At 38.4% G+C, this 17,729-nt stretch carries 24 protein-coding genes; 18 read left to right on the plus strand and 6 right to left on the minus strand.

From position 1 onward, the window contains the following. The first annotated feature begins 42 nt into the window (after positions 1–42). The 8 genes from D829_RS0106275 (at position 43) to D829_RS0106310 (ending at position 5,126) form a co-directional block, all read left to right on the plus strand. On the plus strand, positions 43–621 hold the full coding sequence (locus D829_RS0106275; protein WP_017688004.1) for a stalk domain-containing protein: 579 nt from the start codon (positions 43–45) through the stop codon (positions 619–621). Between the two features lie 159 nt (positions 622–780). Next, a complete protein-coding gene (locus tag D829_RS0106280; RefSeq protein WP_017688005.1) occupies positions 781–984 on the plus strand; it encodes a hypothetical protein in 204 nt (67 codons plus the stop codon). A 40-nt stretch (positions 985–1,024) separates the two neighbouring features. Beyond that, positions 1,025–1,327, plus strand: coding sequence for a hemolysin XhlA family protein (locus tag D829_RS0106285; protein ID WP_017688006.1), 303 nt, complete (start codon positions 1,025–1,027; stop codon positions 1,325–1,327). Positions 1,328–1,330: 3 nt separating this feature from the next. Next, a complete protein-coding gene (locus D829_RS0106290; RefSeq protein WP_017688007.1) occupies positions 1,331–1,600 on the plus strand; it encodes a phage holin family protein in 270 nt (89 codons plus the stop codon). Beyond that, the gene (locus D829_RS0106295) at positions 1,597–2,469 is read left to right on the plus strand and encodes a peptidoglycan recognition family protein (protein ID WP_017688008.1); all 873 of its coding nucleotides are present in this window, start codon (positions 1,597–1,599) and stop codon (positions 2,467–2,469) included. Before D829_RS0106290 ends, D829_RS0106295 begins: the two co-directional genes overlap by 4 nt. Positions 2,470–2,620: 151 nt before the next feature. Further along, positions 2,621–3,250 carry a hypothetical protein gene (locus D829_RS0106300; protein WP_017688009.1) on the plus strand — a complete coding sequence of 210 codons (630 nt, stop codon included), beginning with the start codon at positions 2,621–2,623 and terminating at the stop codon, positions 3,248–3,250. Next, positions 3,234–4,313, plus strand: a complete 1,080-nt coding sequence (locus D829_RS0106305) for an XRE family transcriptional regulator (protein WP_017688010.1) — start codon at positions 3,234–3,236, stop codon at positions 4,311–4,313. The genes D829_RS0106300 and D829_RS0106305 overlap by 17 nt, the downstream gene beginning before the upstream one ends. A gap of 63 nt (positions 4,314–4,376) precedes the next feature. Beyond that, a complete protein-coding gene (locus tag D829_RS0106310) occupies positions 4,377–5,126 on the plus strand; it encodes a DUF5677 domain-containing protein (RefSeq protein WP_017688011.1) in 750 nt (249 codons plus the stop codon). 159 nt (positions 5,127–5,285) lie between these two features. Here D829_RS0106310 and D829_RS0106315 read toward each other — a convergent pair whose 3' ends face one another. From D829_RS0106315 to D829_RS0106325, 3 genes are all read right to left on the minus strand, one after another. Next, positions 5,286–5,957, minus strand: coding sequence for an SOS response-associated peptidase (locus D829_RS0106315; protein ID WP_017688012.1), 672 nt, complete (start codon positions 5,955–5,957; stop codon positions 5,286–5,288). Between the two features lie 36 nt (positions 5,958–5,993). Continuing rightward, the gene (locus D829_RS0106320; RefSeq protein ID WP_017688013.1) at positions 5,994–6,851 is read right to left on the minus strand and encodes a hypothetical protein; all 858 of its coding nucleotides are present in this window, start codon (positions 6,849–6,851) and stop codon (positions 5,994–5,996) included. Between the two features lie 70 nt (positions 6,852–6,921). Then, positions 6,922–7,197, minus strand: coding sequence for a hypothetical protein (locus D829_RS0106325; protein WP_017688014.1), 276 nt, complete (start codon positions 7,195–7,197; stop codon positions 6,922–6,924). A gap of 402 nt (positions 7,198–7,599) precedes the next feature. Here D829_RS0106325 and D829_RS30530 point away from each other — a divergent pair, with 402 nt between their 5' ends. Next, entirely contained in the window at positions 7,600–7,839 is a 240-nt protein-coding gene (locus D829_RS30530; RefSeq protein ID WP_017688015.1) for a hypothetical protein, read from the plus strand. Between the two features lie 109 nt (positions 7,840–7,948). Here D829_RS30530 and D829_RS0106335 read toward each other — a convergent pair whose 3' ends face one another. Continuing rightward, positions 7,949–8,260: a hypothetical protein gene (locus D829_RS0106335; protein ID WP_017688016.1), complete on the minus strand. Its 312-nt coding sequence runs from the start codon at positions 8,258–8,260 to the stop codon at positions 7,949–7,951. Positions 8,261–8,525: 265 nt separating this feature from the next. Between D829_RS0106335 and D829_RS0106340 the strand changes: the two genes are divergently transcribed. The 6 genes from D829_RS0106340 (at position 8,526) to D829_RS30535 (ending at position 10,879) form a co-directional block, all read left to right on the plus strand. Continuing rightward, positions 8,526–8,810: a hypothetical protein gene (locus D829_RS0106340; protein ID WP_017688017.1), complete on the plus strand. Its 285-nt coding sequence runs from the start codon at positions 8,526–8,528 to the stop codon at positions 8,808–8,810. Between the two features lie 12 nt (positions 8,811–8,822). Further along, positions 8,823–9,155: a YolD-like family protein gene (locus D829_RS0106345; protein WP_017688018.1), complete on the plus strand. Its 333-nt coding sequence runs from the start codon at positions 8,823–8,825 to the stop codon at positions 9,153–9,155. An 82-nt stretch (positions 9,156–9,237) separates the two neighbouring features. After that, entirely contained in the window at positions 9,238–9,900 is a 663-nt protein-coding gene (locus D829_RS0106350) for a hypothetical protein (RefSeq protein WP_017688019.1), read from the plus strand. Next, the gene (locus D829_RS0106355) at positions 9,893–10,381 is read left to right on the plus strand and encodes an accessory gene regulator B family protein (protein WP_017688020.1); all 489 of its coding nucleotides are present in this window, start codon (positions 9,893–9,895) and stop codon (positions 10,379–10,381) included. Before D829_RS0106350 ends, D829_RS0106355 begins: the two co-directional genes overlap by 8 nt. Further along, a complete protein-coding gene (locus D829_RS34235; protein WP_017688021.1) occupies positions 10,374–10,505 on the plus strand; it encodes a hypothetical protein in 132 nt (43 codons plus the stop codon). The genes D829_RS0106355 and D829_RS34235 overlap by 8 nt, the downstream gene beginning before the upstream one ends. Positions 10,506–10,513: 8 nt before the next feature. Continuing rightward, positions 10,514–10,879, plus strand: coding sequence for a hypothetical protein (locus tag D829_RS30535; protein WP_017688022.1), 366 nt, complete (start codon positions 10,514–10,516; stop codon positions 10,877–10,879). A gap of 254 nt (positions 10,880–11,133) precedes the next feature. On the opposite strand, the gene D829_RS0106370 is transcribed toward D829_RS30535, so the two are convergent. Next, positions 11,134–11,352, minus strand: coding sequence for a helix-turn-helix transcriptional regulator (locus tag D829_RS0106370; protein WP_017688023.1), 219 nt, complete (start codon positions 11,350–11,352; stop codon positions 11,134–11,136). 121 nt (positions 11,353–11,473) lie between these two features. Between D829_RS0106370 and D829_RS0106375 the strand changes: the two genes are divergently transcribed. After that, the gene (locus tag D829_RS0106375) at positions 11,474–11,671 is read left to right on the plus strand and encodes a hypothetical protein (RefSeq protein WP_017688024.1); all 198 of its coding nucleotides are present in this window, start codon (positions 11,474–11,476) and stop codon (positions 11,669–11,671) included. 300 nt (positions 11,672–11,971) lie between these two features. On the opposite strand, the gene D829_RS0106380 is transcribed toward D829_RS0106375, so the two are convergent. Beyond that, positions 11,972–13,156, minus strand: coding sequence for a tyrosine-type recombinase/integrase (locus D829_RS0106380; protein ID WP_017688025.1), 1,185 nt, complete (start codon positions 13,154–13,156; stop codon positions 11,972–11,974). Positions 13,157–14,496: 1,340 nt separating this feature from the next. Between D829_RS0106380 and D829_RS0106390 the strand changes: the two genes are divergently transcribed. After that, a complete protein-coding gene (locus D829_RS0106390) occupies positions 14,497–15,516 on the plus strand; it encodes a phosphotransferase (protein WP_017688027.1) in 1,020 nt (339 codons plus the stop codon). A 1,432-nt stretch (positions 15,517–16,948) separates the two neighbouring features. Continuing rightward, positions 16,949–17,668 carry a hypothetical protein gene (locus D829_RS0106400; RefSeq protein ID WP_017688029.1) on the plus strand — a complete coding sequence of 240 codons (720 nt, stop codon included), beginning with the start codon at positions 16,949–16,951 and terminating at the stop codon, positions 17,666–17,668. The last annotated feature ends 61 nt before the right edge of the window (positions 17,669–17,729 follow it).

The following is a 17,729-nucleotide window of genomic DNA, read 5'->3' on the forward strand; positions in this document are numbered from 1 at the left end:
GTATCATAATAGGAAAATAGAACCAATTGCGGAGGTATAGACATGAAGAAGTTTGCACACAAAGTTGCGTATATTGCTGGTGGTTTCATCATCGGCATAGTTTTTTCGACACCAGCAGGATCATTTGCTGATGCGGTTAAAAGTATGGTCGGCAAAAAGGTAACTGGCGAATATACAATTGTAGTTGATGGCAAAAAATTATCGGACAAGGGAGCTGTCATTGACAATAAAGCGAACGTTCCAGCGCGTGCCCTGTCTGAAGCATTAGGAGCTGATGTTTCAGTGAGCGGAAAGACTATAAACATTACATCTGAAGGTGAAGGATCGAACGTGTCTGGTTCGGGTATTACGACCATTGATACTTCACCCTCAAGTAACAAGTATATTGGCTATTCGAAATCAAGTTTGCAAGATTTAAGGAAAAGTACAGTGGATAATATTCTCACGCCAACTACAGCGGGTAGAGAACAATTAGGAAAAGGATTAGAAGAGGCTAAAAAGACAGGAGATCCATCAATTATAGAACAAGCTGAGAAAAGAGTTGCTGAATATGATGCTGAGATAGCGAAATATGAAGCAGAATTAAAACTAATTGATGAAGCATTACTTACTGCTAAATAGATTAAGTCTCTGAGGGTTCGTTATCGACGGACTCTTTTTTTTGTTTGTGTGACTATAAATACGTAGCCACTCCGTAACAAAGATAAAAGATAATAAATACATGAAGCCCTATTCCTTAATTGGAAGGGGCTTATTTTCGTATAGAGAGGAGGAAAGGTCTTGGCAAAGATGACACATACACTCCAAGTTGAAATGGATTTGAATAAACCGGTTGAAGAATTGACACAGGTGATTACTACTGTTCTTAGCTCGCATCCACTTAATCAAAAAGAGATTCTGACAGCTTTAGATTTGGAGATCGGGAATGCACTAGCAGCAATTGAGATTCAAGAACAAAAAGATAAACAAGAAGTTGTTGAATAGGTCAGGAAATTTATCCTGAACAGAGAGATGGGGGATTAATTTGACTGACACAACTATAAGTGAGGTGAACAGTGTTGTGGAAGAGACTACAAAAGTTCTTATGGGTATCCAGGTTCAATTGGCCCGGATGGAAAAGACACTTGAAGGAGTACCGGCAATGGCTGCCACGTTGGAAGCTACACGGGATCTGGCAAAGGAAGCTATGCAATCCACCAAATCAGCCCATCACAGGCTCGATAAGATTGAGAATGCTCAAACCTGGTTGTGGAGGACTATTGCAACAACACTGATTGGTATAGCTATCGGAGCAATTGTTCTAATTTTGAAGACAGGAGGAGTGTAGAAAATGGATTGGAGTACTGTATTTTCACTTATTGATCCTAAGTTATTTATTGTATTGGCTGCATGCTGGGTACTTGGTATTGGCATAAAGCGCATCCCGAAGATTCCGGACTGGACCATTGTTTTCATCGTGACTGCATTCGCTATTGTTATTACAAGTTGGACGCTTGGCTGGTCTCCTGAATCGCTTATCCAGGGAATATTGGTTGGAGCATTTGCGGTGTTCGGTAACCAGGTGATTAAGCAAGCGAAGAAAGGAACAGAACAGTCATGATCTCAAAGGGGAATTTCTTGCTACTTGAGCCATCCGAATTTAAAGGGTGGCTCGACAAACAGACAATCACCAGAAGCATAGACAAACTTCAAGTCCATCATACTGCTGCGCCTAACTATTCCACTCGTCAAATAGTCAATGGAGTAGCTAAACAAGATGTCTGGAAATGTCTTGAGGGAATGAGAGCGTACCATCTGTCACAGGGATGGTCTGGTACAGGTCAAAACATAACTGTACTTGAGGATGGACGTATTGCTATCAGTTTAGATCGGAATCTCAATAAAACGCCTGCGGGAATCAAGGGAGCAAATACAGGCGCTTTGTGTATAGAAATTATAGGTAACTTTGATCAAGGTGGAGACACAATGACTGTTGCGCAGAAACAAGCTGTAGTCCACCTATACGCTTGTCTCGCACTAAAACTAAACATACCTGTTGATACATCTCATATCGTATATCATGCCTGGTATACAGCTTCTGGAGCGTGGCTGGGAGATTATAAAAAGGGTCAATCAAGGAAGACATGTCCAGGAACCAAATTCTTCGGTGACGGGAATACACGATCTGCTGCTGAGCGAGGATTTATTCCGGCTATCAAAGTAAAACTTAAGCGAATTAAAGAAGGGAATGGAAATCCAATGACATCAGAAGAAAAGAAACAAATCGAGGAATTGAAGGCTACTGTTGAATCTCAGTCCAAGTGGATCAACGCTCAGAAAGCCAAGGAGAACATGGAGTGTCCAAAATGGGCAGAATCAGCATATGAGTATTACAAGGACTATTTGTCGGATAAAACTGGAAGTTACGACTTTTGGAGACAACTTGTGATTAGTTATCGAAAAGAAAATAAAGTGAAAATTATTCTATGATGAATGCTCAATCCCCTATCGGTCTCATGACGGTAGGGGGATTTTTTTGTTTCAAGAATATAATTCGGAATATTTAACGGAATAATTTACGTGAATTTTGACAAATGAATAAGTATAAAATATAATATCCTTATATAAGGAGGTGGGTTGCTTGGAGGCGCTTTTAAAAGCAGATGCTATCGAAATTCTTGAACCATATATAGTTAGAATCAAAGAAGCAGTTTCCATTGCTGTAATGGAATATTTTTTAGGAAATGAGTATGCCTTAACTAGGCATAAGCATAGCGCTAGAACAGCAGCTTCTATATGTCATGATAATATTAAAGATCAAATAAAAATGAAATTTGAAGATCTCCCCAAGACTAGAATTAAGGAGAGAAGCGGTCTTTTCATGTTGATTATCGAGGAAAAGATAATACTTCGCTTCAAAAAGTTCGATGGGAATTTGATGTCATCAGGTATAGCAACTAATCAAGCGATGGCATACGATTTACATGACACGGTTCAGTTAGAACTAGACGGCATGCCTGCAAATGGACTCCTTTACGTAGGTTATACACTAAACAGCCTCCAATCAAATATCGACGGAGTATTTATTACAAGTCGGTATGGAAATGTTAACATATGGGACTGGGAAGTCACCAACGAAGGTGAAATTCCAACTATACAACCAGTATTGTTTCCGCAACCTACAACCACAGAAACTACAACTAAGAAAAGAAGAGTTCGGGCAAAAGACAAATCTATTAGCGCTGGTGATATGAATGCAATTAACGAATAGTGTTGATTATAACAATCAATTGGTTGTTTTAGCGAGGGAGTCAAGATTCATTAGCCAAAGTGAATTGGCTAATAAACTCGGGTTTTCGCAGGGGAAATTATCCAAAATTGAAAATGGGCTAATTTCCATAACGCAAGATGAACTGAACAAAATATCTGAGGCGTTAAACTACCCTAACAACTTTTTTCAAAGAGAAGAAAAGGTATATGGCGTGGGATTGAGTGAGTTTTTTCACAGAAAAAAACAAGCTGTTCCTCAAAAAGTTTTAAGTACAATTTATGCAAAATTGGAATTACGCAGAATGGAAATTCAAACTTTGCTCAAATCGGTGGATACGGATGATCCAGCATTTTTTCATATGGACCCTGAGAAATATGACGGTGATATTGAGATGATAGCACAAACGGTTCGAGCGGCTTTAAAAGTTCCGAACGGTCCTATTCACAATGTGGTGGATATCTTAGAGGATGCAGGAGCTGTGGTTATTCCTTTTGATTACGGTGGTGCCAATATAGATGCCATTTGTTTATCTAATCCTGGCGTTCCCCCTCTAATTTTCACAAATTTCGATCGTCCAATGGATAGGATCAGATTCACTCTATGTCATGAATTAGGTCACATCATTATGCACAGGAAACCTCCTACAGAAGATGTGGATATCGAAGAACAAGCTGATCGTTTTTCTTCGGAGTTTCTTATGCCTAGAAAGGAAATATCACATTATTTAAGCGGAGTTAATATCCAAAAATTAGCTGCACTTAAACCCTACTGGAAGGTGTCAATGAATGCTCTTTTGAAAAGAGCGGTTGACTTAAATAAAATAACGGAAAGACAATCACGTTATTTATGGACTCAAATGGGGAAATCAGGGTACCGTGTAAAAGAGCCTGCTGAACTCGATTTGCCTTACGAAAAGCCATCTATGCTGGAAGAGATTATTCAAGTACATCAGAAAGATCTACGCTATACTCCAAAAGATCTGAGTTCAGCTACTTTCCTAAGTCAATCTGAATTTGAAGAATTATATCCAGTTGAAGCTCCACGAATTAGGCTTATAAAATAATTTGTCCATTGAAAACAAGGTCAGCAGAGAGACCTTGTTTTCAATGTAGATAGGGGATATCCGATGAAACAAGAACAATTAGATGAATTTCAAAATAAAATGACGTTACTTTTTGATTTATTAGAGGCAAACGAAAAGTTTAAGAAACCCGAAAATGGTAAGGTGGACAGTTTGGTGTTCCATCTATACTCTAAGGCTAGAAGATTGTTTATGACTTGCCATTTTATATTAAAATCGCCAATGGAATGTAACTATTTAGAAGCCATGCCTTTAATTCGGATTTTATGCGAGACCTATCTACACATTGCATACATAGAAAAAAATATAAAGAGTGAATCAATCTATAATGAGTATGAAAACTTAGGTAAATTAAACAGGTGGAAGATGGGATACTACCTTAAAAAATGGGGAGATGATAGACTGGGTGGTTTGCATCCTGACTACGAAGGTTATGTACAAGAGCATTATTCAAGAAAGCAAAAACCAGCGGTTCCTGATAACCTATTAAAATTTTATAAGTTAGCCCAGGCTGTTGGAAGATATGACTTCTATATCGAAATTTATTCTGTCCTAAGCAGTTATATCCACTATGATCCCACTACACTATCCAATTACGGAAGCACATTAAATGGATCATTTGTGTTCAACAAAATGACCTACGATGAACATCTTGATAAAGCAACTAGAAAACATTTAATTATGATAATGCTACTACTGATTCAGTCAATTATAAATATATTTAAGTTAGACGAATTCGAAAGAAAAGAATTTAATACTCTAGCGAAAGAATGGGAAAAAGTAAAAGTAATTTAAAAGAGGGCAGTCTCTATGCTACCCCCCTAACAGATGAAATCCAATCGTAATCATTTTAAATAGTTTTAATATACAACTTTAATCGTTACGAGTTATCCTTAAATCGCAAGCAAGTTAAGCAAAAAGAGCAGTAGGGTCCAACCTCACCGCTCTTTTTGCTTAACTTATCTCATAAATCAATTCTTCATTGTTATTCCGCACATTACCGACTTCCTTTTGTACCTCGTAAGCTCGCATCTCAGACGCTTGATATGGCTTCAAAAGGCCAAGCAAAGACTGAACATTGTCATTATCTCTCCCAAGCCATTCCAACTCATCCTCGGGTCTTAAGATAACCGGCATACGATTATGAATGTTTTCCATAAGACTATTTGGTTCAGTGGTGATAATGGTGCAAGTACTCAGTTTGTTACCGTCCGGATCTGTCCAAGTATCATACAAGCCGGCAAGAGAGAATAAGCTGTCATCTTTCATCAGAATACGCATTGGTTGCTTTTCCGTTCCTTCCTTACGCCACTCATAAAATCCGTTCGTGGGGATGATGCAGCGTTTGGAGCTGATTAGACGTTTGAAGGAAGTCTTCTCGGTTAACGTCTCAGCACGGGCATTAATCATCTTGTTACCGATCTTGTCATCCTTGGCCCATGAAGGAACGAGTCCCCATCGGAGCGCACCCAATCGATTACCGTCTTTGCTGCCAATAATTGTAGGAATGTACTGCATGGGCGCTGCATTGTAATTAGGCTTGTAGTCAAAGCCATCAGCTATAGATGCATAGTACCTGTCCATTATCGCGTCTAAGGGGTCAGTGATCGTAAATCTACCACACATACAAAGCACCTCCTGTATTGTCTTTACAATATATAATCACACGATAAATTGATCAAACACAGGGATACGCAGCAAGCCTGATTTGGTCCAGTTGCGCATTTTAACTCTGGCCTGAATACGAGGTTCAAGGTAAACGTTGTTCTTGTCTTCACCTGTTATCAGCTGCTGGCAAACTCCACGAAATGCTTGCTTATGTTTTGGACTCGGGCCATGCTCAATAATCCCTACCGGGCGCATCTTGCCTGACGGATCTGGAACAGCAGCGAGCCATCCAAACTCAGATTTCTTGTATCCTGTGATGAACACATCAGCGTAGGACCAGTTAATAACCTTCAACCAATCCTTGGACCGTCTGCTGACGTACTGGCTGTCTTTGCGCTTGCCAACCACACCTTCCATACCCATAGTCTCTATCTGAGCATATAGATCTTCTCCAGCCCCTTCTATATGGGGCACTACTCCAAAGTTAGGGGAAGGAAGAGGTAGGTTGTGTAGGATCATCTTGCGTTCCATAAGAGATAGCTTACGTAGATCCCGGCCTTGGTAGAAAAGAATATCAAATATAGCAAATGTGGCAGGCAGTTTATGAGTGAGCTGCGTTATCTTGCTGGTCTGCTTTGTACTGAATCTACTCATAACTGCTTCAAAGTCGTTAAGCCCTGTCTCTGGATCAGTGCAAGCGACCTCGCCGTCCAAGATAACATCAGAGTCAAACGGCAGAAGTAATTCCGGGTACTGACGGGTACAGTCGTTGTTGTGACGAGTGAATAGCCGGACTTCTCCGGCTTGTAGCGAATATATCAACCGGTGACCGTCAACTTTAGGTTCAAAAATGAATTCTGAATGTGAGAAGGGACCCGGTGCTGTTCCTAATAACATAGGACTGATAAACATAAAAACACCTCAACCCAATTATAGCGGTTTGCCATAAAGGATAGAGGCGGTAAGTTGTGGAACTGTGATTTTAATGCTGTAATGATTTTTCAATGATCTGTTCTAAAGTTAAATCTTTGTTATTAATCCACCAAGCTGCAGAAGTCTTTTCTTGGAGTGGACCTAAACTCACCAGAGTAAGATCTTTGTCATAAGCCTGATTGAAAAATCTGATTCTTATATCTCTCGCCCATTTAATTTGAGCTACAGAACCTTTGAGGTCTGGTATGTTATAGTGACTCTCAATTTCACTTGCTAAGTTATTTAAATAATCTTCCATCTCTTTGGAGTGTACAATCTTAACCAAGGTAATCACCTCGTTTTTAGTTTATAAGGATTATTTGTATCGTTTAGAAGAGTTTCTTCATACTGATTAGCCAATTTTTATAGAATATCTTTTTCATTCTTCTTTCTCCTGATATAGTAATAATTAACAATATGACTAGTCTATCAGAACTAGGTATATTTTTCTATTAAATTGTATGGGTGTGAAAAAGTGAATACATATAGAGTATTGCAAACAGACACAGAATTCCTAGTGGCAGCATTATCCCAGACACGCGTATCAGTCTGGTTTGTCTTACCTGACCGAGAACGTATTATGGACTATGGTGGGTTATTGGAAGCGTACAGTGATGTGTCCGTAAAAATCGCTGGAAATCGATACTTTAGAGACAAGTTTGAATTTAGAGCGGAGAGAGGTAGGTAAATGGTTAATCTTAAGAGCATTATTGATGAGGAATTGAGGAAGAGGTTTAGTGAAGCAAGAGCGGCCGGTAGCGAATACCTGGATGTTATTTCAGGGGATATACATAAGGAACTTGGTTTCAAAAACCGAATGCCTTCTTGTTGTCATGCTATGAGAGAAATGATGAAGATGGGCGATGCCATTTTAGAAGCACCACCTAAAGGTGATGGAGCAAAGTTTAAAGTCCGCTATTTCTTGTAAACCTTAACACAAAAAAGAGCAGGAGGGGGAACCTCACTGCTTTTTATTCACTATGAACTGCACAGATACAGTCAAACATACTTACTATTTTATTATTATCTACAAAAAATTACTCCACCTTCATTACAGTACCTTTATAGTTTCCGTAATATAATCCGTTTGAATAGGTAGTTGATAATAGTGGTAGCTCTCCATACCAACCGTTTTGATAATAACTGTATGTTGGTGGAACAAACTCTGGTTTTCCGTATTTATTATTTTCATCATGAAAAATCACAGTTTTATACGTCGACTGAATTGTAATACTTTGTGTAGCTACAGAATCTTGAGCTGAGGATTGGGCAGCAGCAAATGATGCTGGAACAGCAATACTTGCTACAATAGCAGTAAGTGCTCCGAGTGTGATCAGTTTCTTTTTCATGTAAATACCTCCTAAGTTTTATGAAGATAATCGTGATACTTTACTTTCTAAAAATACCATATAATACAATGTAAAAATATGACATGTATCACGTCGTATTTAGTCTTTAGCACCTCTTGAGATTTACTAAAGTTAATTCGGTTAAGATGTTACTACTCTCTCTCCCATGAGTGCTACTATAAAAATACCTAGTCTGTGTGACTGGGTATTTTTGTTGTTGATTAAAGAACGTATGTTCGCATATAATATTCATGAGGTGATTTACATGCTAACGGATTATCAACGAAAGGTCCTTCGGATCTTATATAACTACAAAGGTGGACGGCGTAGGTTTCCTACAATCCATGAACTTACAGTTAAAACGGGTAAGCATAAGCCGGAGGTCTTGGCTGCTCTGGACGCTCTTGTGGCTGCGGAATACATACATTGGGAAGACAGGTCTGACACGGCCAACATAGTGATCTTGGAAGGCTGGGAACGTGAGGGAGAACGTCCCAAGGTGGACCACACACCATCGTCTGGGAACATTGACTATTGGACTCAATATTAAGGGGGGCTTATCATGCGTAGCAGACTGAAGGAAAACGGGTTGTATGAGACATCCAGGATGATTATGCCTGAACATAGAGAGGCATGGTTGGCTCAATGTGAACAACAGAAGAGACGCGGTAAGCCAGATCTGGACGATCAAGAGATACAACAGATCAGTGAAGTTTTAGTGGAGTCCTATAGTAGTAGCCGCACAGTTGATCTGGTGTTATTCAGCCCATTCGATGATGAGGATGTTTCCGGGATAGTTGTTGGACTAAATACGTCTCATCATAGAGTTAAGTTGATGTTAGAAGAAGAATATAGATGGATTCAGCTTGCGGAAATTATATCTGCATCTGTATAGCATTTGTATGAATTTGGCTATGGAATTGCCACGTTGTCCTTTATAATAACTTTAAAAGTTATTTTAATTAGGATGGTGCCAAGTGGGGGTAATTGCTTATATCTTGATAGGTGCATTTGATGTATTTGCTGTCCTGGCACTGATGTTGAGGCTTTATCGTTTGCCAGTAAGGGATAGATTTTGGGAAAAAATCATCTTTTCTGTTCTGGCCGCAGTAGCATCATATTTCATAAGGATTGTAATTGGAATACCTATGATAGATACTGCTGTGTTAATGCTCCTAGTTATACTATTTATGCGTTATGTACTGGAGATCAAACTATTTTACGCGGCTCTCATGTCTAGCGCAGGTATGAGCGCGTATGTTGCTATTCAATTAGCGTTAGCTATGGGTTACATGGCTATCGGTGGCAATGCGCAGGCCGTTATAGTTGAGACGCATGGATACAAAGTTCAATTGCTTCAAATTACAGCGATATGTATTGCGTACATTGTCTCGTCGATAATGACGCTGTTCCGTTGGGGATTCTCATTTGTACCTCTACCACCGCACGATTTCAATATTGAATTGGACTACTCTAAGAACAAGGGTCTTTTGATTACAACTATCGGTGTTCTAATCTTCATTTCATTCGCTATGGTGTTATTGCTGAATTACATGATTGTGTTGTTGGTTCCAGCAGCCTTGCTGAGCTTCGGTATATCATATTATTTTTCAAACCGGAGGGATCTCCAAATTGATTGAATTGGTATCACGTAAGTTTGCAATGTCAGTTAAACGTGCATATCCGCCGGCCAATGAGGAAGTAATAGCTTATGAGGTGGGACGGCAACTAAATCTTTATTCTATTGTTATATTGACAATAGTTTTTTCATTGTTAATAGGTCAATTAATTGGGTCGATTGTTGCCATGTGCACCTTTGCATTTGCCAGAAAAATTACTGGTGGGTTACACCTTAAGTTGACTCTGTGTACAATAGTTACTGTGTCATTATTCATAATAGCACCTGTAATTCCCATGAGCACATTTAGTGTGGTAATATTAAGCGTGCTAGTATCCTTTTTTTACATGGGACTTAGAAGAGAACAGTCACGTTGGTTGATAGTGATCGTCAGCCTGGCTAACGTGAACATTCTTTCTTCAGAAATTACACTTGTGCTTATGGCGCAATTATTGTTGGTATGGGCGGCCAAGATAAAAGGAGGTGAAAACGTACATGAATGAAAAAATTGCCAAAATGTTATCTCTTAAAATCGAGCAAGATGCAGCCGATAAAGTAGATAGCAAGAAAGTGTTCATCGGATCACAACCAGTTCCGGAGGCGCTTAAAAAGAAGAAGCAAAAGTAGAGTGAATTATGGATGAATTAAAGCATCATGTGGCTGGATCAAGAACGGTTGATGGCAAAGAAATTGGAGAGTATGATTTCTATAGTTTAGCGGAACTTTGTTACATAGATATGTTCTCTCCTAAAAAGAACTACCTTGTCCCTCACTATCATACGAAGCAATTATCCTTCAGTGATATTCGCACGTTTGAAGCATCTAAAAAGCTTTATCCGAATCTGGTGCAATTAGATAGTGGTTTACTAGTTAACATGGATCAAGTAGAGAAGATAGAGGAAACGAGGTTCGGCCTAATGGCTCACTTTTACGGTGGACTTCAACGAGAAATAGCGAAGAACAAGATCCACTTGGATTTTGTTAAAGACAAGCTGAAATGAACCCGAGTTCTTCGAGAATCGGGTTTTTTTGTACCATGAATTAACAAAAGTGTCAAGAAATTTCGATACTAGGTACGAAATACTGAAAGCATCAGGGGATAGACGACACTCTTCGACATATTCCACTATTTTCATGTGCTATGCTTTATTTGGAAGTAGAGGGGAGGGGTTGAAAGAAGTTGTTAGATGATTTTCACTATAAAAAGTATCTACCCGTCGATACTTTTTCCCGGGGGGGCGCCTGCTTATAGGCGTTAGGGTTCGATATGCCAGATATACAAATCCTCAGCGTGGCAGTCGAGGATTTTCGATATAAGAACAGCGGCTTCGTAAGGCATTGGCTCACGATTATTGGCCCAGTTAGAGATACGTTGTGGCGTATACCTGGTTCTCCGAGATAACTGTGCTTGAGTCGTACGAGCCTCCTTAATCCTAACTTTAAGCAGACATCTGCCCCGGGAGATTTTACTCACTTCTTATTCTCCTTATATGGGGTAAGACTATTTAGTTTCGAGAGACATTATAACATGGTGGTAATATCAGGTAAACCCTATACTATGACAGCACATCACATACATCGTGGGAGAGATAATTATGCAAAGTCCGGAGAGAGATTTTTTCCAAATAAAAGATACTGACAAATTCAAATTTATTCTTGAAGGAGGAACCGTAGAAGAGTTGAAAGTAGGGAACATGTTGGAGAAAGAGTGGGAGTATGATGGGAAGAAAATATCCAATAAAAACTTAGTGAAAATTCTCAATTTTATTAAGAACATAACCTTAGCGGATTGAGGCCAATAAAATGCTTTGGATCAAAGTTTCCTAAGCTATTTATTGACCGCATTTTGACCGCGCATTCTGAAGAAATAGGAATAATTAAAAGAATATATAGTTTATGATTTTTATGAAAACCGTAGTGAATACTATATAAAAGTATTTAAAAATACGTAGAAAATGATACTGGCTTTGTATAGAACACAAGTCCACCAATGGGAACGCGATCAATATATTACGTTGTACTAATTGAAAAAACCTTGTAACTACGGGGTTTTGAAGAAATGAACCGGGGGACGTTTTGGGAAGATTGCACTTCTATTGAGGTTGCGTCCCCCAAACGTCCCCCGGTTTTTGATTTTCTGATCCAAAAATACGGGAAGTGTACTCTTCATACTTATCAATGTTCCGCTTTTCTAGCTTTTTAGAAATATGAGCATACACATCTGATGTAATTTGCACACTGCCATGCCCAAGCCGCTCTTGTACAAATTTTATATCAGCCCCAGCTTCAAGCATCATCACAGCATAGGTATGTCTCAAGGAATGAATTGTTAATTCCTCACTCAAACCAGCCTTTCTCAAAATCCTCTTTGAAGCATTAAAGAGACTGGATTTAGGCATCGGACTACCATCATTCCTGCACAAGACCAGATTTAAATCGTGTCTGTACATGGACTCCCCTAAATTGATCTTATTTTGATTCTGCCATGAAGCATGGTACCTCAAATCATTTATGATGCCGTTACTTATACTAATGGTGCGTGTAGATTTTTTGGTTTTTGTATCTCCGAAAAGTTCATCCTCGTTTGCGGCTTGAAAATCGAGTGTTTCATCCACGCGGATCGTCTTTTCTTTGAAATTGATATCCGACCACTTGAGAGCGGCAGCTTCACCTTTTCGTAAACCCGTTTCAATGAGCACTTTGAAGAAAATCCAATAAATGTACGCATCACCTCGAGCCGTATGAAGAAATTGGGGAATGTCCTCTGAATCAATGAATTGGATCGTCTTCTTTTTGTACTCTCCTTTAATAATTGAACCTTTACATGGATTTCGTAATATTTCCCCTTGAATCAAAGCATGCTCTATGGCTGAGTATACAGTGGAGTTGATGATCTCGATCGTGCGCTTGCTGAGTCCCTTTTTAAATAAAGAGTCCAAAAAGACTTGATACATATCTGGTTTCAAATCCTGAAGCATAAGACGCTTAAAGTAAGGTTGGATATGGGTGTTTAAGTTATTCTCATGTTGTTTGATCGTATTCTTTCGTACAACTCCTTTTTTGTAGTTATCTATCCAATTTCGAATGTAATCGACCAAAGGAATGTCTGTCTGTTCAAACCCTTGCTTTAGCTGCCTTAAAAATTCAGCAGCAGCTAGTTCAGCCTCTGGTTTAGTTCGAAAACCAGCCTCGGATTTCTCTTTTTGTTGTTGAGTGAACGGATCGGTGTACTTTAACCGATACCTCCAGCCACTTTTCAATTTCTTGAAACTTGCCAATTTCATTCCTCCTACTAGAACGTTAGTTTTTTTGTATGTAAAACCGCCTCACAGCGGTGTAAGCGTAAGTTAATCAATTTTGAGCAGAGTAGTGAAATGTTCTGGGTTAAAGATGAAAAAGGAGAAAGAGCTTCGAATTAGAGTCGGAAAAGATATTTTAAAAAAATCATCAAAAAACGAGCCTTCGGTAACTAAGGCTCGTTTGTGCAGGAGTCATATTTGGCTCCAATAACTATGTTTGGATTAGTGCAGAAGTTTCTTGCGGAAAAGTAACTAAAACAATTCTACCCTATTTCACAGGATTTGACCATACTTTAGCTTTAAAGTTCGAGACCAGAAATTGTACCGATTGCCGAAAAGGACAAGGAAATGATCTGATTACCGATTAGATAAGTATTTAACTACTTGTCACTGCTCTAATTCATTAAGCTAGCGGGCAGTTTAGTTTAAGATTAAACTGCGGTGAACCATATCATCGCTAGTGATAAAGCAGAGAATTGAACTGGATATCGCATCGGCAACGCTGAGTTTGCAGGAAGAGCTTAAAGTATTCACGTACTCGATACATGTGGAGTGTCTTATATTGATGGTCCGTAAGGAATAGATGAGATGTGACAGTTTAGCTCAAACGACTTAATTGTATAGTGTTGACACTTCGCCCACTTGGAGTAATATGTTACTATTGAGATAGTATTCTATTTCCGATGAAGACATATTTTAGTTTGAATGTTATTTAGGAAGGAGAGACACTATGACAAGGTTCGAGATATGTTCTATGCAAAGTCTATTTTATGAACAACGGCGGGTGTTTGTATAGAGCTAATAATATAAGTAACCGCTTAAATCGGGATAGTGATAATTGTTATAGTGTAGACTTTGCTACCTTAAAATTCAACTATTTTTAGGAGCGGCTATCATGAGATATGTAAATGCCGAAATCATCTTTCCGGAAGAATTATTAAATGAAATACAAAAGTATATGAACGGTGGATTGGTTTACGTCCCTAAATCAAAAGGTTTGCGTTAAAAATCGGGGTGAAAATTCAGGCAGCAGAAAAATTATAATCTTAGAAATGATGAAATCCGGCGAAAGTTTCTCGATGGTGACACTATCGAGAAACTTTCAGATCGATTTTTCCTTTCAAGCGATACTATTAAAAAGATCGTTTATACAAAATATAGCTTAACAAAAGTCGCATTGGAAGAAATCCTAATGTGACTTTTTTGTGTATAGTATAGTTTAAATTGTTTATTACATATTTTCAAGCTTTTACTATCGTTATAATAACATATAAGAGAAGTAGTTGATTTACTTCATAAAAACTGCAGGGGGGTAACAAATGAATGATTTTTTTAGATTTGATACTGATGAAGAACGGCGGGCGTTATTAATTAGAGCAAGGAAAGTCGCTTTATCTGCAATTCGAAAGTATGACTTAGAGTGGGATAACATCCAGTTTATTCAACTATCCGATACGATCACGTATAAAATTGAAACCAGTACAGATAACAATTATTTACTTCGCATTCATTCGGACCGATTAAGCAGAGAGGAAATTCGTTCGGAACTCCTACTGTTACAAGCACTGAACAATTCGAAAGATCTAACTGTACCAGAAGGGATGGCAAGTTGTGATGGTACTTATGTATTGGACATCGAAACAGAGATAGGATATAGGCGCCCTAATGTAACGATGATGCGATGGATAGAGGGTGAAAAAGCAACAGGTGACTTTACGGATAGTCATGCATATAATATGGGTGTATTGATGAGCAGGCTCCATGCAGCGGCAAAGGATTTCAATCCTCCTTCTGATTTTGTAAGACCTACTTGGGGAGTAGAAAGTTTTAAACGTGAAATGGCTAAGTTGGAACGTTATTATGAACGTTTTTTATCCGAAGAGGGGTGGAAGCTGTATCAAGATGCAGCTGAGAAGGTTGTATCCCAACTTACCACTATGCATCCAAGTGAACATAACTATGGGCTCATTCATGCTGATTTACATACCGGTAATATGGTTTTTGAGGATAATCAACCCTATCCGATTGATTTTGGAAGATGTGGGTACGGATATTATCTCTACGATATGGCAGGCACCATATCGGAGCTTTGGCCAAAGCATCGATGGATGCTTATCCAAGGTTATGAGAGTATTAGGAAGTTGGAAACGGACTATATTCGGGATCTGGAATGTTTTTTTGTCATGTTCATGATCGAGAACTCCTGCCATCACTCCTCTGATCCAAGAGAAACAACCAGTTTAATCGATGAACAAAAGTATGCCCAAGCATACATAAGAGAATATTTAAATGGTAATCCATTTTTATTCGAAGTGATCGAGCCTGTAAATGTGGATTAATACTAACCGATACCGGGCTAAAATAATGATATCTTATGGTGATGATTTACAATAGGTCGCTGTTTAAAGTGTTTGTTCATATCATCAAGTTTAAAAACGTGAGCTATGACTTCGAGTTTATATAAGATCTACTTGTGTACTTAGCGCTGAAACTTTTCTGTTTATTATGAAGATTTATGCTTATTCATGAAGTTTGTCCGATCCAGTTGTTCTTCAGCTTCTCTAGTTCCCCTTCATTTTCGGGGTATATTTTGACGGAGCTGTTTGGGTCGTTTCGTGATTTTTTAAACTGGCATTGAGTTGGAATGAAGGCGACTCGAATTGGTGGGTCGTCTTTTTTCTTTTCTAGGGGCTTGATGGTTTGCGCCGGATGTTCAGGTCAGCGAGATGCCAAATACGGTTGAGGCATTATGGAAGATCGAGCTTTTATATGGAAAGCATCCGTCCTATACGGAGCGTCCAGAATGGGTGGCTGTAGGAATGATGGGAAAACTTCTGATAAGAGATGATGGCACATGTCGAGAGAACGGGTACTGTATAGAACGTTATTTCTTTTTTTGTGTATGTAAAACCGCCTTACAGCGGTGTAAGCGCAAGTTAATCAAAGTATCGAACAGAGCAGTAAAATGTTGTTGTTGAAAGATGTAAAAAGGAAAATCTTCGAATTAGTAACAGAAAAGATATTTTACAAGATACATCAAAAAACGAGCCTTTGTATATAAGGCTCGTTTGTGCAGGAGTCATATTTGGCTCCGAAAGTTATGTTTAGTCTACTACATTTGTTTTATCGCTGAGAAAGTAACTATAACAATTCTACCCTATTTCAGAGAATTTGACCATACTTTAGCTTTATAGTTCATGTCCTTAGTTCGAGACCAGAACTTGTACCTTGTATCAAGTGTCGGAATAGAGATGTGTCTAATAATTGTGCGTTTAACTGAAAATATCATTTAGTATCCTAGCGCATGAGAAGTTACATATTATTATATAGCAACTGAAACGCTGAGATAGGGAGTCAGATATTAAAAAACGAAATATAGTACTGAAAATAGCTGTTGAGCAAAGGGAATTATACTGGTTAAAGCTATCATCATAAATATTATTTAAAAACTTTAAGGTATATAAGAGAAATTATACCAAATTTATGTTATAATATTTTTGAGTTGGAAATACAATACTTGATTCTGTGAACAAGAGGTGAGAGTAACTATGAAAAATAGAAACATAACAGGTATTGTATTGGCTATAATCTATTGCATTGTTCTTTACTTTATTTTAACAGATTCTCCGCCTGGTGAAGCTCCAAATAATCCGTTCTGGGTTTATTTGTTTATTCCAATTGGGGCTATTGTGATTACATCTTTGTTTGATTACGTAATCAAATTCGATTTTTTTAGAAAAAAGAAAGATTAGAATTGAATGGAGGACTAAAATGATACAAACAATGAAAATTGCTAAAACATTTTTAGCCGGAGTCATGCTTTCTACATCTATCTCAATTCCAGCATTCGCTCAAGATCAGGCAAATTCTTTACCAGCACTTCAAGTGGAAAATAGCCTTTTAGAACTAGTCGAAAGTACAACCGATAATTCCATCACTTTTAAAGACGGTTCTACATTAATTCAATATGACAGCTATTATATTGCAACAGATTTAAATGGTAAAGATGAGTTAAAAATTACAAAAGTTGATGAGACTAAAGTAAAGTATGAAAATCTTCAAACTGGCGAAGTGAATTATGCTACAAACGAAATAAAACCTATTCACGAAGATCTCAGTTTCTCGCCACAAGCATTAGCAGACGGTTATGTATATAAAGGCAAAGTAGAAAATTCCACAGAGATAATATATGCAACTGCTTCTGCAATAGCAGGTATACTTGCTTCCTTTATAGGAGGACCTGTAGGTGGTAGAATAGCGGGCATACTTGTAAGCATCGGTGGTTATTATCTTTCTAAGGATGCTCCTAGAGCCTATTGGGTAACAAAAACATATACTAGAGATGTTAGGCATAGTGATTTTAGTGCGACATTATTCATCAGGAAGGACCATCACTATTATAAATATCATGATTATACAGGTTTCATTGAAACAGCATCGACAATCCAGACTTGCCAACCTTTTGGTTGTGGTCCAGTAAACGAGTATTAATTCTTTTATGTTGTGGGATAGAAAATATCCCATTAAAGTGGTCATACCCCTGTCAAGTAGA

It is taken from the genome of Paenibacillus sp. PAMC 26794 (assembly GCF_000316035.1).
Lineage (GTDB): Bacteria > Bacillota > Bacilli > Paenibacillales > Paenibacillaceae > Paenibacillus.